The organism is Pseudomonas sp. PS01297 (assembly GCF_029959305.1).
GTDB lineage: Bacteria > Pseudomonadota > Gammaproteobacteria > Pseudomonadales > Pseudomonadaceae > Aquipseudomonas > Aquipseudomonas helleri.
The window spans coordinates 1-14,959 of the sequence record NZ_JASCPQ010000115.1 but is presented as its reverse complement, the minus strand read 5'-3'; the positions used below and the strand labels follow the sequence as shown (position 1 = coordinate 14,959).

Below are 14,959 nucleotides of genomic sequence, written 5' to 3'. Positions count from 1 at the left end.
AGCTTGCCCCGCTATCTTACAAGATAAAAAGACCGCGAGGCAAGCTCGCTCCTACAGGCGTGTTGGGCTATCCGCCCTTTACGACCTTCCTGAACATCTGCCGCGCCTTGCCTGTCAGGCGTTTGAGCCGCGACTCCTTGTCGGGTGCGCTCAAACCTTGCTGCTTAAGCCAGTCTTTCCAGCGAATGCGTTCTTCGCTCACCACCCAGCCCTCTTGCGGCGCAAAACTTTCCGCCAGGTACACGCCTCGGGTGCTGGCCGGTTTCAGTTGATCCTTGTGCAAGGTGTACAACTCGGCGCACGGCTGGCCGTCGGTCAGCGGCATCAGGTACAGGTCCGGGCGCTTGCGGTTGAGGCGGGCGACCAGTTGATCCCCCTCCAGCCGCTCATCAACATGAAACAGGCTCAGTGACTTGGCTTCTTTGGGCACTTCAAGGCGCAGGTCGTAAATCAGTTGCAGGGAGGCGGTGGGCAGGTGCACATAGGCCCGCGGACGCTCAAGCAACGGCTGGTTGGCGCAGCGCACCGGGCGCGCCGCACCAGAAAACGGCGTCAGGCGAAACGACAGCGCTTCACGGTAATGCAGTGCGCTGGCGTAGGGCGCGGGCAGCCAGATGTCGTTGAAACGCCCGCTGAGCCAGCCTTCGGGGGTCTCCAGCAGGCACTCTTCGGCCACTTCCTGAACCGCCGTGTGCAACGGCAAGTTGACCTCATGGGCCGGTACGTAGCCGGAGATCAGCTTGAGCACCACGTCACCCCGGTCCTGACGGCGCTGGCGCACCAGCACCCAGTAATCGCGGCCCTGCCAATGCAGCGTCAAACGTACTGACACGCCGAGGTTGGCCAACTCCAGCGTGAAGCGTTCGGTGTCGGCAACGCTGACCGGGCGGCGTTTGCTCAGGGTTTGCGCGAAGTTGAGCGGCATACCGACACTTTGGTAACTCAAGCCTTCTGCCGTGGCTTCGACAAGCAACGGCAGGGTTTTGAAGTCGCTGGGGTTCTTGCGGATGAGCATTCGCGGCATGTCGGCTCCTTCTTGCGTCGGGGTCGGCCGAATCGGCGGCTTTAGGCGCTACGCAAAACCTGCGCAACCATTGCCACGTTATGGGCCAAGTGCAGCGGATTGATAGTGCCGACAATAGCACTGGCAACCCCGTGATGGCCAAACACCAGTTCGAAGCTGGCGTGCACCGGGTCGATGCCGGGCTTGAGGCACACATGGCCGCTGGCCAGGGCCTTTTTCACCAAAATGGCTTTGCCATGGGCAGCGGCGTAGTCGATCACCGGCTTTTCGGCTTGCTCATTGAGGTTGTAGGTGACCATGGCGCAGTCGCCGTTTTCCAGGGCCTTGAGGCCGCCTTCGACGGTTTTGCCAGAAAAGCCGAAACCACGGATCTTGCCCTCGCGCTTCAGCTCGGCGAGGGTGGCGTACACCTCGCTGTCGTTGAGAATCGCCAGGTCGTTGCCGTCCGAGTGCACCAGCACCAAGTCGATAAAATCCGTTTCCAGACGTTGCAGGCTGCGTTCTACCGAGCGGCGGGTGTGTTCGGCGCTGAAGTCGTGGCGCGACTCACCGTTGTCGAATTCTTCACCGACCTTGCTGACAATCACCCAGTCCTGGCGCTGGCCGCGCAACAGCGGGCCCAGGCGTTCTTCACTGCGCCCATAGGCGGGCGCGGTGTCGATCAGGTTGATGCCCAGGTCGCGGCTCAGTTTGAGCAGCATCCTGGCTTCCTGGTCATCCGGGATCTGAAAACCGTTGGGATACTTCACCCCTTGGTCGCGGCCCAGCTTGACGGTGCCAAGGCCCAATGGCGACACGTGCAGGCCGGTGCTGCCCAGTGGGCGCAAAAAGTCGTGCAGGGTCGCCTGGCTCATGGCAGCAGTTGCTCCCAAGCAGTTTTGCCCAGTGGCGGGCGAGGGAAGTCAGGCAGTGCAGGCACATTGCCGGGTTTGATCCCGTCTTGCTCAAGCGCGTTAATGACCCGGTCCGAGAAGTCCGGCGCCAGCGCCAGCTTGGTCGGCCAGCCCACCAGCAAACGGCCTGTATCGGAGACAAACGCGTTATCCGGGCGTACCAGACCGGACTGTGCCGGTTCAGCGCGGTCGACTCGCAGGGTTGCCCATTGCGCCTGGCTCAGATCGACCCATGGCAACAGACTGGTCAGCTCTTTTTTAGCGGCGGCGATTTGTTCGTCCGGGGTGCGGGCCACGCCCTCGGCCTCAGCAATGTCACCGCCCACATACCAGACCCATTCCCCATTTGCGGCCGGGTGAGTGGTTACGGTGATGCGCGGCTTGGGGCCACCGCCCAGGCAATGGGCGTACAGCGGTTTAAGGCTCGGGCCTTTGACCATCACCATGTGCAGGGGGCGCAGTTGCTGGGCCGGGACGTTGATTTCAAGGCTGGCCAGCAGCTCGGCATTGCCTTGCCCGGCGCTGAGCACGATGCGTTGCGCGAGGATATCCAGGCCGTCGACCCGCAGGCCGATCAGGCGCTCATTCTCAAACAGCGGCTCGACCTTTTGCCCTGCCAGCAGGCTGTCACCGGCCAGTTCGGCCAGGCGCTCGACCAGGCTGGGCACATCCACCACCAGCTCGGCCAAGCGATACACCTTGCCCTTGAAGCGCGGATCTTGCAGGGCGGGCGGCAATTGATCGCCCTTGACCTGATCGACCCGGCCGCGCACGGCCTTGCTCGCAAAAAAGCTGGTCAGGTTGCCTGCCAGCGTGCCGGGGGACCACAGGTAATGGGCTTCGGAAAGCAGGCGCACGCCGCTCAAGTCCAGCTCGCCGTCACCGGCAAGGGCCTCGCGCCAGCGGCGTGGCATATCGGCAATGGCTTCGGAAGCACCGGTCAGCGCGCCGTGCAGCGCATATTTGGCGCCGCCGTGAATAATGCCCTGAGACTTCAGGGTCTGTGCGCCACCCAGCGAATGGTTTTCAACCAGCACCGTGGAAAAACCCTGACGACGCAGGCGGGCATTGAGCCAGAGGCCAGCGACGCCAGCGCCGACAATCAGCACGTCAGTGGAAATTACAGATGCCATGGGCGACCTCAGCGTTGAAAGACAAGGCTGGGAGTATACAGCCTGATCCCGACTCTGCCTTTTGAGGTGCCCAGAAAAGAGGGGTGTTACGCGGGCTTTAATGCCCCGCCGTTTTGGAAAACAGTTGAATCACCACCACGCCCAGCACAATCAGACCCATGCCGAGCATGGCCGGCAAGTCGAGTTTTTGCCCGTAGATAAACAAGGCGGCAACGCTCACCATCACAATGCCCATGCCCGCCCACACGGCATAAGCAACGCCCACGGGGATGGTGCGCACCACCAGGGTCAACATCCAGAACGCCGTGGCGTAGCCCACAATCACCAAAATGAGTGGCAATGGCGTACTGAACCCTTTGACCGCTTTCATTGAAACAGTGGCAATGACTTCAGCGCAGATAGCGATAGCCAGGTAGTAATAAGCGGTCATGGTGCAATCCTGAGTGTGTGGCGAAGCAATTTAACAGCACGGCATTCTAGTGGTTGTAAAAGTGTGTAGGGGCTTTTTGTCGCGCCTTGAAAGGGCCGTGTTCGGTGCCATCATCGTGGAGGTCGTTTTCAAGTAAACTCCGGGCCCATGAATAGAACTCTCTACACCTTGCTGTTTCATCTGGGGCTGCCGCTGGTGGCGATTCGCTTATGGCTGCGGGCCCGCAAGGCCCCGGCGTATGCCAAGCGCATTGGCGAGCGTTTCGCGCTGAATATGCCCGCCATGCAGCCGGGCGGGATCTGGGTACACGCCGTGTCCGTGGGCGAGAGTATTGCCGCCGCCCCGATGATCCGGGCGCTGCTGCAACGTTATCCACAGTTGCCGATTACCGTGACCTGCATGACCCCGACCGGATCGGAGCGCATTCAAGCCCTGTTCGCCGACGAACCGCGCATCCAGCACTGTTATTTGCCTTATGACCTGCCGTGGGCCGCCGCACGTTTTCTGGATCGGGTGCAGCCCACGCTGGCGGTGATCATGGAAACCGAACTGTGGCCTAACCATATCCACCAATGCGCCAGGCGCGGCATCCCGGTGGCGCTGGCCAATGCGCGCCTCTCGGCACGTTCGGCCAAAGGCTATGCGCGGTTTGCCAAGCTCACCCGGCCAATGCTCGAAGAGATGAGCCTGATTGCAGCGCAGACCGAAACCGAAGCCGAGCGTTTCCGCGAGTTGGGCGCCCGCCCCGAGTGTGTGCAAGTGACCGGCTCGATCAAATTCGACCTGACGATTGACCCCCAGTTGCTGATCAAGGCCCGCGCACTGCGCGAACAATGGCAGGCGCTGGAGCGCCCGGTGTGGATCGCCGCCAGCACCCATGAAGGTGAAGACGCCATCGTGCTGGCGGCGCATCGGCAGTTGCTGGCCAGCTACCCGAACGCCTTGTTGATCCTGGTGCCGCGCCACCCGGAACGCTTCAACTCGGTGTTTGCGTTGTGCCAAAGCGAAGGGTTCGACACGGTACGGCGCTCGACCGCAACGCCGGTTAGCGCGCAGACACAGGTACTGTTGGGCGACACCATGGGCGAGTTGCTGTTTTTATACGCCCTGGCCGACAGCGCATTTGTGGGCGGCAGCCTGGTGCCCAACGGCGGCCACAACCTGCTGGAGCCCGCAGCGCTGGCCAAGCCGGTATTGAGTGGCCCACACCTGTTCAACTTTCTTGAAATCGCCGCGTTGTTGCGCGAGGCCGGCGCATTGCAAGAGGTTGACGACGCGCAAGGCCTGGCCGTTGCGGTGCAGCGTCTATTTGAGTTGCCTCAGGACGCGCACTGGATGGCCGAGGCCGGGTTGCGTGTGATGCGCACCAACCAGGGCGCTTTGCAGCGCCTGCTGGAGGGTTTGGGTCAATTGCTGTCGCGTTAGTACTTATTCCGTCAGCATGACCAGCGGCAGAAACCAGCGCTCAGCCAGGTTTTTACCTATCTGGCCACGGTGCACATTCACGATGGCTTGCCCGCTTTGTGCGTCGGCCAGTTGCGAGAAGTAGCTCAGCTTGCGCTGTGCCTTGGTTTTCAAATGGGCGACCGCATAGTCGGGCGCGGGCGTATCGACTGCCGGGTAATGGAAGTGCGCATACCACAACGGCGCGCCGTCCCGGTCATTCACGGCGTATTCCTGAATAAAGTCCTGACGCTCACCCTGCAAGTGGATGCGGTCGCCCAAGGCTGCAATTTGCACACGTTTTTGATCCAGCAAGTACTGAAGGTTGCCGTGGGTGGGGGGCAGTTCCTGGCTTAACTGTATACGCAATGTTTCGCCTTCTTGTGTCAGGCGTTGGGCGGCGCTTCGCATGTCATTGATGAGTGTCTGGTCTGCGGGCAGGCGTGACGAGGCAGGCTGAGCCTCAACGGCGTTGTGCAGTTCGGTGGCCAACCGGTCGAGTTTGCGGGCTTCGTTGTTGGCCTGCTCCTGGATTTCCACGGGGTGCCGGCACAGGGCTCGGTATTGCCGCACTTGGTTCAGGTGTCTATCAAATTGCCCAAACAGCTTACGTGCGTCTCCCTTGATGATATTCAGGGCACGAAGCGGGGCTGCCGGTTTAGGGCTATGGGTCTGGATCTCGACCCATTCATCGCCATGTTGTGAGTAGGTCGACAGCAATTGATTGTCGTAACCGGAATGCACTTCAATGACGTCCATCGGCCATTGCTCGCCAGCAGGAATGACATTGCCGATCAAGGTCCCTTTACCACGGGCTTTGATTACTTGGCGCTGCGGTGTACCCGCACCGGAGGACGGGCGCTGGGCAGGCCCTTTACGCGGCTTGAGGGGCGGTTTTATTTCGTTCGCCAGTAGTTTGGTTGCATCTTGGTACAGTGAGTCGAGCAGTTGGACAAGTTTGTCGAAATACGTCATTTCAAGTTCTTCAGCGCTGATCAGGCGGATGCCCTGTAGCGCATCAAGAGCCTGGCCGTAATGTTCAACCAGGCTGTCCAGCACCTCTACGCGCTTGCTCGAGTCGAGCGCCAGGGTCGTGAGTTCGATGTGGGTATTGAGGTGCTCTTTAAGGGGGTCGATGGCCTGATCCAGGCTGCTCTCCACCACCGTGCTGGCCGTTGTGCTTGAGCTGACCATCTTCAGGCACTCAAGCTGCAGGCTCTTCAGGGACAGAGGGCTGTGTCCCGAGAGGGGCAATTGTTTGGCCAGTGGCGCAGCCGCCGCGGCACCGGCATCACTGAGGTTGAACAGCTCATCCAGGTAGCGGTCACGTATTTCGATCCGTTCGATAGCTCTGTCGTTGATGAGTACTTGTTCACCGATAAATTGCTTGAAGCCCTGTGGGTCAGCCTCACCTGCCGCGTCCATGCTGGGGTCAAGTGTGCCGAACTGCGGCCATTTCTTCAGCAAAACCCGCTGCTCCTTTGCCGGAATTGTCATGGCCGTTACTCTGTTTTCAAACGCTTTTTCCAGCAGTGCAATCACGACTCTTTCGTGGAATGGAATCTGAAGTTCCAGGCGTTCCTGGCGCGAATCCAGCAGTTTTTGATAGGCGCTCAATTGTTCTTGCAGTGCCTTGTCAAGGCGATTGCGCAGGGCGGCGAGCTGTTCATCGGTGTAGCGTGGGTCAGCAGTTGCTGTGCTTAGCGCCTTAAAGGTGGCTTCCATTGTTTTATGCAGCGGCTCTTCCGCTTTGAAAAAGTTGTCCAGGTCGGCCTGAAGCTCAATCACACGCGCTGCTTTCTTTTGTTTCAGGGCGGCAATGCGTCTAGGCGGCATGCCGCCTTGCAAGCTCATGCCCAAATCAAACGTCCACAGGCCATTGATGTCTGACTTCACCCGTGGGCCCAAGTGACTGGGGTCGGTACTCGACATGATGACGGCACCACCTTTGATGTCGACTTCGACGGGGTACAGGTCATTATCGACCAGGGCGCACCACCTGTTGGTAATGCGGTATAGGCCTTTGTGTGCACCTGAGGCTTGCGCGGTGGGGAGGGTCGCCGGGCGAGCAACCTTGAACTCGTCAAGTCGTTTGATTTGGCTCGCCGTCAGGTGATTGCGAGCACTGGTGAAACGAAAATCAAGCACCGTACTGTCCGCGTTGGGGAACTCACCGGCCAGCGCCACGAGCCCCGTAACGATTTTTGGAGGGGCGGGGGCTGGCCAGTGTTGCGGGTCGTGAGCGGGGGCGAAAGGCCGCCGGGTTTGACGCGACATTGTTGAAGACACCCGCGGCAGCCGGGGTAGGGCGTTCAGGGTGTAGTGGAACAACATCATGCCGACGTTGAACAGTACATCGGTGATGGCAAGCTCCCGTGTGGCCGGATCACTGCTGGCCAGTGCGGGAATGGTCTGGCTTACCGTGTTCACCAGCCCCAGCAAGCCCCCTGTGATCATCAGCGCACGAGGCAACGCCGGCGCAAGCAGCAAGCTGTTAAACACCAGGCTGGTGCCTTCAAAAAAGACACGCCAGCGACTTTCACGGTTGGACACCGACTCGGTTTTTGCCTGTTCGACCAAGGCTCTGGCGTTGCACCCATACAGGAATAGCATCAGTTGGCCATTGAGCAGGAATTGCAGCAGTTCGTTGCTGATGCCATTGGTGGCTAGCGTCGCGGGGGCGGGGATTTCGAGGGGAGTAAACTCACTGCCCAACCCAAAGCGCACGTAATGAGGCTCTTTAATGCCGCCATTGGCATAGATCGGACGGGCAGTATCGCTTAACCAGATCAGAATGCTGTCTTGCAACTCGCCAGGCTCAGCAATAGCGTTTAACAAGGCATCACGTGTGGGGAATTCCAGCAGTGCCTTGGCGTAGAACGGGCGGTAAAGCACGTGCGGACCGTGCTCAATATGGCTGGGTTCGATGATGAACATATTGCTGACGATATCAGGTACGGCCTCGGGTTTTCGTATCAGTGCCAGACGCCGGATCACCACGGGCTGCCCTTCAATAACCCGCTCGTCTGCACCGGGCTGTACCACTGCGGCCACATAACGTGCGCCGAGCCGGGTCATGCCGTTGGCTTTTTTGAGGCTCAACTCCAGGGCTTCCAGGGGCAGTTGAACATTCATTTGTTCGGCAAACAGCTTCTCGCGCTCTTGCGAGGCCGGGGTGTTGCTCAGCAGCAGGCTTTCAAGGTGTTCAGGGTAAACCTTGCCAATATCGGCCTGCTCTATCAGGCCATCACTGCGGATGATGTAATCGGGCGTTAGCCAGGCGGGTAGGGCTAACCCCATGCGATGCCCTAGGGTTAAGCGGCCGGTGGGGCGCCCGACCAGGTTTTTCAGGGCCAACTCGGTCAGGCTCAGGGTGATCGGTTCGATGATACCGATGGTATTCAACACGCCGGTCGCGACATGAAAGGTCAGTTGTATGTCATCTGGGTGGGGAAGCGCGGGGTGGGCGGTGAGTCCGGGCTCGAACTGCTGTTGGTCGCGTTGCAGGAGTTGCTGCAAGGTATCACCGGCATAGGTGTGAATGCCGGTGATACCGTGCAGATAGGTATTACCCCCGCTGCTTTTTTTGACCCGGGCCAGGCCCAGGCTGTATTCGCGGTAAAGCGCTTTATCGGCCGGGGAGGCCGTGTCAAGCCAGTCGGGCACGTTCGCTTTGAGGGTGGCGAGTTGTTGCCGTTTGGTTTGAGGCGAGTCAGCAAAAAACGCTGCAGTATCGATGAGTGTGCGGTAGAGCGTTTGCAGTGACTGCGGGCCAATACGGGCGGGTAAAGTGAGCGAGGCAATACGCTCCATGTGCCGGTTCAAAAGGGCGGCCGCGGCAGCGTCGAACACGTTGCCCTCCAGTTCGAAACGCGTGAGCCGAATCTCGGCTGCCACATACCGTTCGCGGCTCTGTTTGAGCTCACTGAGGCTCAGGTCGTCCAGGTTTTTAAACGTGCGGACGCTACCGTCTGGGTGAAGATTGAGCACTTGTTTTTGCGTGGTAAGCACGATCCACTGGCTGAGCCTGGAACGATTCACATCGTTATCCTGAAAAGTGGCTTTAAGCCAGTAGGCGCTGACAGCGCCCTCTCCGAACTGGCGAACCCGCGCTTCGCGTCCAGGAAACTGAATGATCTGGTTGATCGCCTCGCGAGCGTCGCTGTTCAAGTCTTTCTGTTTAAGCGCCCCCAAGGTCAAGGTGTCCCGAATCACATCACTGAGCCAGCGCCAGCGGCTCGCGCCGGTACTTGAAGGCTGCATCCAATAGTCATTAAGCGCACTTTGCAGGCCGATCGGCAGGCGCCACGCCAACTCTTTGACCAATGTTGCGATGACCTTCATGTTCAGTTCGCCGGCGGGCAGGCGTAGCCACTTGGGTGCCTCGTCTACCAAGTAGTAAGGTTGGCGGTTGACCGGGGTCAGATCCAGTTCGGTCCCGCTGCCCAGATAGTTCATGACCTTGGGCATGAACGGGTGAAGGGCCCAGCCGCCTCCCGGAATAGGAACCGCCAGCCGTGTGCGCGTGAGGTCGATAATCAGTGTGGGGTAGTGCTCGGCAATCGCAGCGGCAAGCATCTGCCGGGCGACGGTCTCAAGGGTAGGCGGGTTGTCGAACTCGGCTTGCACCGCGTTTTGTGTGGGTACGAAGGGTGTGTTGTCAGACGTGGCAGAGGGTTCTAGCGGCATCGGGGGTGTTCCTGTGTTGAATTCCAAGAGGTCATGCGGGCAATGCCGCATTAACCTCTGGAACACGCACGGAACGGTGGTATCCGGTTACTTCATTTTCCCGCTGAACGTATGTTGGCAGCCGCTTCCTGGGCCAGGTCTGGGGGCAGGAAGTCTTTGTCCGGGTTGTAATCGGCTTTCAGGTAACGCGACAACGCATCCAGATCGCCCGGGTTCAACGTACCCGCCGCCTGTTTAAGGCGCAGGTTGTCGAGGATGTAGTCGTAGCGGCTGTTGTTGTAGTCACGCACCGAGTTGTACAGCTGGCGCTGGGCGTCGAGCACGTCAACGATGTTGCGCGTGCCCACCTGGTAACCGATTTCTGTGGCTTCCAGGGCGCTCTGGTTCGAGATGATCGACTGTTTACGTGCTTTCACCTGCTCGACATCGGTATTCACCGCGCGGTGCAGGTTGCGGGTGTTTTCTACTACCTGGCGGCGCAGTTGCTCACGCTGCTGCTCGGTCTGGTCCAGACGTGAGTACGACTCGCGCACTTGCGAGCTGGTCAGGCCGCCGCTGTAAATCGGGATGTTCAACTGAATGCCGATGCTGGTCTGATTGACCGGGCCGCCATAGCGCTGGTTCAGGGCGTTGGGGTTGGTCAGGCCGAAGGCATCGTTGTCACCGGACTTGTATTGCGCCACCGCGTCCACGGTCGGTGCGTGGCCGGCCTTGCGTTGCTTGAGGGTGTCTTGCGCGGCGTCTACCGCGTAGTTACTGGCCAGCAAGTTGAGGTTCTGCTGCGCGGCGGTGTCGACCCAGGCTTTGGCGTCGTTCGGCGTGGGCGGCAAAATCGGCAGGCTGTGGCGCATGCCCTCAATGGCGTTGTACTGGCGGTTGGTCAGCGTGACCAACGCTTCAAAGGCGTCTTCGACCTGGCGCTTGGCGAGCATGCGGTTGGCCCGCGCGGTGTCGTAGCTGGCCTGGGATTGCAGCACGTCGGTCTTGTCCGACAGGCCCACATCAAAACGCTCGCGGGACTGGTCCAGTTGACGCTTGAACGCGGCTTCTTCGGCCTTGGTCGCGGCCAGGGTGTCCTGGGCACGCAACACTGAGAAGTAAGCATTGGCGCTTTGCAGAATCAGATTTTGCTCAGTGGCCGAGAGTTGCAGCGCGGCCTGTTCATTGATCGACTCGGCCGCCTTGAGCTGGAACCAGCGGTCAATGCGAAACAGCGGCTGGGCCAGTGTGGCCTGGTAAACCATCAGGCTGCGGTTGGTGGTCATCGACGGCCTGTCGATGGAGGTGCGCACACTGCTCGACTCGGCGCCACCCGACAGATTAGGCAGCAAACCGGCGCGGGCCTGGGGCACGACTTCCTTTTGTGCCGAGTAGCTGGCACGGGCTGCCGCGAGGTCGGCGTTGTTGTCGACAGCTTCCTGGTAAACGCTGACCAGACCGTTTTGGTTGGACACGGGCGCGGGTGAATCCACAGCCATAGCGTTGGTCGCCCAGGACACGGCGATAGCCAGCGAGAGTTTGCGCAGCATGAGCGATCCCTAGTTCAATAATGCGAAATTGATTGTCGAGGCCGTGTTCTGGCACTCGGAGTTACAAGACGTAGCGAGTGTAGTTGCCGTGACACCTTGCAACAATGCCGTTGTTGCCTCTTTCGTCATGCTGTTTATTTCAGGGTTGGCGTTCTGCCACACACTTCTTTATATTGGCCGTGTTCTTGTCGGGGTGCCTTGCTATGAGGCTGAGATCGAATAATTTCGGATCCCGTTGAACCTGATCAGGTTAGCGCCTGCGTAGGGAACAAGATTTCTCGTCTCCCGGCGAGTCCTCTTGAGTGCCGTCCGGGATCGATTGTTCAAAAAATGATCAATCGTTCGAGGTCGTCACTCAGCACCCAGTCCTTGGGCGCGTCCGTGCTTTTTTCAGGTTCTCTCTCCGACAATCCACCTGGATGCAGTCTGGAGAGCCGTGATGAGTACAACACTAAAAAACGCGATCAATCTCAGTGATTCGGCCAAGGTCGATGAGCAGTCGGTCAAGCCGTTTACCCGCTCGCAAAAAGTTTACGTACAGGGTTCGCGCCCGGACATTCTGGTGCCGATGCGTGAAGTCAGCCTTGATATCACGCCGACCGATTTTGGCGGTGAAATCAATGCGCCGGTATTGATCTACGACACTTCAGGCCCGTATACCGACCCTTCAGTACAGATTGACGTGCGCAAAGGCCTGGGCGACGTGCGTTCAGCCTGGATCAATGACCGCGATGACACCGAACGCCTGCCGGGCCTGAGCTCGAACTTCGGGCAAATGCGCCTCGATGACGCCGAACTGACCAAACTGCGTTTCGCCCACGTGAAAAACCCGCGCCGGGCCAAGGGCGGGGCCAACGTCACCCAGATGCACTACGCGCGTCAGGGCATCATCACCGCCGAGATGGAATACGTCGCCATCCGCGAAAACATGAAGCTGCAAGAAGCCCGTGCGGCGGGCCTGCTGGACCAGCAGCACGCCGGTCACAGCTTCGGCGCCAACATCCCGAAAGAAATCACCCCGGAGTTCGTGCGCGACGAAATCGCCCGCGGCCGCGCCATCATCCCGGCCAACATCAACCACGTTGAGCTGGAGCCGATGATCATCGGCCGTAACTTCCTGGTGAAGATCAACGGCAACATCGGCAACAGTGCGCTGGGCTCCTCCATCGAAGAAGAAGTAGCCAAGCTGACCTGGGGCATTCGCTGGGGCTCGGACACGGTCATGGACTTGTCCACCGGCAAGCACATTCACGAAACCCGTGAGTGGATCATCCGCAACTCGCCGGTGCCGATCGGCACGGTGCCGATTTACCAGGCGCTGGAAAAGGTCAACGGCGTGGCCGAAGACCTGACCTGGGAGCTGTTCCGCGACACCCTGATCGAGCAGGCAGAGCAGGGCGTGGACTACTTCACCATCCACGCCGGTGTGTTGCTGCGCTACGTGCCGCTGACCGCCAAACGCGTGACCGGCATTGTGTCGCGGGGCGGTTCGATCATGGCCAAGTGGTGCCTGGCGCACCACAAAGAGAACTTCCTCTACACCCATTTCGACGAAATCTGCGAAATCATGAAGGCCTACGACGTCAGCTTCTCGCTGGGCGACGGCCTGCGTCCGGGTTCGATTGCCGACGCCAACGACGCGGCGCAGTTCGGTGAGCTGGAAACCCTCGGCGAGCTGACCAAAATCGCCTGGAAGCACGACGTGCAATGCATGATCGAAGGCCCGGGCCACGTGCCGATGCAGTTGATCAAAGAGAACATGGACAAGCAGCTGGAATGCTGCGACGAGGCGCCGTTTTATACCCTCGGCCCGCTGACCACCGACATCGCGCCGGGCTACGACCACATCACCTCGGGCATTGGCGCGGCGATGATCGGCTGGTTCGGGTGCGCCATGCTCTGTTACGTCACGCCCAAAGAGCACTTGGGCTTGCCGAACAAAGATGACGTGAAGACCGGCATCATCACCTACAAAATCGCTGCCCACGCCGCGGACTTGGCCAAAGGCCACCCCGGTGCGCAAATCCGCGACAACGCGTTGAGCAAGGCGCGTTTCGAGTTCCGTTGGGAAGACCAGTTCAACCTTGGCCTGGACCCGGACACGGCGCGTTCGTACCACGACGAAACCCTGCCGAAAGACTCGGCAAAGGTCGCGCATTTCTGCTCCATGTGCGGGCCGAAATTCTGCTCGATGAAAATCACCCAGGAAGTGCGCATCTACGCCGCCAACCAACGCATTGAAGCGGTCGACGTCGACGTGGCCAAAGGCCTGGCGGAACAGGCCGAGCGCTTCAAGCAGGAAGGCAGCCAGTTGTACAAGAAGGTGTGATGTAAGCAGTTCCCCTTGTGGGAGCGGGCTTGCTCGCGATGCGAACGACGCGGTCTGCATGTGAAACCGTGTCGACACCCTCGCGAGCAAGCCCGCTCCCACGGGTTTGATTTTCCGGCACCTTCTTTCTCTTCAAGAGACTCTTTCCTTGAACACACCCAGCACTTACTCGCCGGATACCGCCGTCCCGTTGGACAAGCGCGTCTTCGGCGCTCGCGATCTGTTTTCCTTGTGGTTCTCCCTCGGCGTCGGGCTGATGGTGTTGCAGACCGGGGCCTTGTTGGCGCCGGGGCTGGGCCTGTCGGGTTCGCTGCTGGCGATTTTTCTCGGCACTTTGGTCGGCGTGGCGTTATTGGCGTCGGTCGGGGTGATCGGCAGCGACACGGGGCTGTCTTCAATGGCCGCGCTAAAACTCAGCCTGGGCAGCCGCGGTGCCATGCTCCCTGCCGTGTTGAACGTTCTGCAACTGATTGGCTGGGGCTCGTTTGAAATCATTGTGATGCGCGATGCCGCCAGCCTGCTCGGCGCGCGGGCCTTCAGTGAAGGCAGTTGGCTGAGCAACCCGCTGCTCTGGACATTATTCTTCGGCGCCCTGGCCACGTTGCTCGCGGTCAGCGGGCCGTTGGCGTTTGTGCGCAAGATCTTGCGCAAGTGGGGCATCTGGCTGTTGCTGGCCGCGTGCCTGTGGCTCACCTGGAACCTCTTCGCCAAGGCTGATCTGGCCGCGTTATGGGCGCAGAAGGGCGACGGTTCGATGCCGTTCGCGGTGGGTTTCGACATTGCGATTGCCATGCCACTGTCGTGGCTGCCGCTGATCGCCGACTATTCGCGCTTCGGCAAACGCGCCAAAAGCGTGTTTGGCGGCACCGCGCTGGGCTTTTTGATAGGCAACTTCTGGCTGATGAGCCTGGGCGTGGCCTACACCCTGGCGTTCGCGCCGAGCGGTGAAGTCAATGCGCTGCTGTTGGCGCTGGCAGGGGCGGGGCTGGGGATTCCGTTGTTGCTGATTTTGCTCGACGAATCTGAAAACGCCTTCGCCGATATTCACTCGGCGGCCGTCTCCAGCGGGTTCTTGCTGCGCTTAAAAGTTGAGCACCTGGCCTTGGCGATTGGCGTTATCTGCACGTTGATCGCCCTGCTGGCGCCGCTGGCGCAGTACCAGAACTTCTTGCTGCTGATTGGCTCGGTGTTTGCGCCGTTGTTCGGCGTGGTGCTGGTGGACCACTTCATTGTGCGTAAACGCAGCGTCGACGTGACACCGGGTGTGCTGCGCTGGCCGACATTGCTGGCCTGGTTGGGCGGGGTGCTGACCTACCACCTGCTGGCAAACTTCTACCCGGATGTCGGCGCAACCTTGCCGGCATTGTTGCTGGCCGGGCTGCTGATGTGGGTGTTGGGCCGCAAACGCTAACCCACAACCACAACCCACTGTAGGAGCGAGCTTGCCTCGCGATCTTTTGATCTTTTTAAAAGATCGCGAGGCAAGCTC

At 59.9% G+C, this 14,959-nt stretch carries 9 protein-coding genes and 1 riboswitch; of the genes, 3 read left to right on the top strand and 6 right to left on the bottom strand.

Annotation, left to right across the window (positions count from 1 at the left end; translation table 11 throughout):
- Positions 1-67: 67 nt before the first annotated feature.
- From QMX84_RS23390 to QMX84_RS23375, 4 genes are all read right to left on the bottom strand, one after another.
- Complete coding sequence (locus QMX84_RS23390; protein ID WP_262124078.1) at positions 68-1,024, bottom strand: metal ABC transporter ATPase; 957 nt, start codon at positions 1,022-1,024, stop codon at positions 68-70.
- A 41-nt stretch (positions 1,025-1,065) separates the two neighbouring features.
- Entirely contained in the window at positions 1,066-1,878 is an 813-nt protein-coding gene (locus tag QMX84_RS23385) for an aldo/keto reductase (RefSeq protein ID WP_262124079.1), read from the bottom strand.
- Positions 1,875-3,050 (bottom strand): FAD-dependent oxidoreductase, encoded by a 1,176-nt coding sequence (locus tag QMX84_RS23380; protein ID WP_262124080.1) that lies wholly within the window; start codon positions 3,048-3,050, stop codon positions 1,875-1,877. Before QMX84_RS23380 ends, QMX84_RS23385 begins: the two co-directional genes overlap by 4 nt.
- 97 nt (positions 3,051-3,147) lie before the next feature.
- Positions 3,148-3,480, bottom strand: coding sequence for a multidrug efflux SMR transporter (locus tag QMX84_RS23375; RefSeq protein WP_048366630.1), 333 nt, complete (start codon positions 3,478-3,480; stop codon positions 3,148-3,150).
- Positions 3,481-3,627: 147 nt separating this feature from the next.
- Here QMX84_RS23375 and waaA point away from each other — a divergent pair, with 147 nt between their 5' ends.
- On the top strand, positions 3,628-4,905 hold the full coding sequence (gene waaA / locus QMX84_RS23370; RefSeq protein WP_282364891.1) for a lipid IV(A) 3-deoxy-D-manno-octulosonic acid transferase: 1,278 nt from the start codon (positions 3,628-3,630) through the stop codon (positions 4,903-4,905).
- A gap of 3 nt (positions 4,906-4,908) precedes the next feature.
- Here the strand turns inward: waaA and QMX84_RS23365 are convergent, their stop codons facing one another.
- On the bottom strand, positions 4,909-9,612 hold the full coding sequence (locus QMX84_RS23365; RefSeq protein ID WP_282364890.1) for a DUF6543 domain-containing protein: 4,704 nt from the start codon (positions 9,610-9,612) through the stop codon (positions 4,909-4,911).
- Between the two features lie 92 nt (positions 9,613-9,704).
- Positions 9,705-11,141 carry a TolC family outer membrane protein gene (locus QMX84_RS23360; RefSeq protein WP_262124084.1) on the bottom strand — a complete coding sequence of 479 codons (1,437 nt, stop codon included), beginning with the start codon at positions 11,139-11,141 and terminating at the stop codon, positions 9,705-9,707.
- A gap of 179 nt (positions 11,142-11,320) precedes the next feature.
- Positions 11,321-11,426: riboswitch (TPP riboswitch) on the top strand.
- A 154-nt stretch (positions 11,427-11,580) separates the two neighbouring features.
- Here QMX84_RS23360 and thiC point away from each other — a divergent pair.
- Both thiC and cytX read left to right on the top strand, forming a co-directional pair.
- On the top strand, positions 11,581-13,470 hold the full coding sequence (gene thiC / locus QMX84_RS23355) for a phosphomethylpyrimidine synthase ThiC (protein WP_282364889.1): 1,890 nt from the start codon (positions 11,581-11,583) through the stop codon (positions 13,468-13,470).
- A gap of 148 nt (positions 13,471-13,618) precedes the next feature.
- On the top strand, positions 13,619-14,881 hold the full coding sequence (gene cytX / locus QMX84_RS23350) for a putative hydroxymethylpyrimidine transporter CytX (RefSeq protein ID WP_282364888.1): 1,263 nt from the start codon (positions 13,619-13,621) through the stop codon (positions 14,879-14,881).
- Positions 14,882-14,959: the final 78 nt, after the last annotated feature.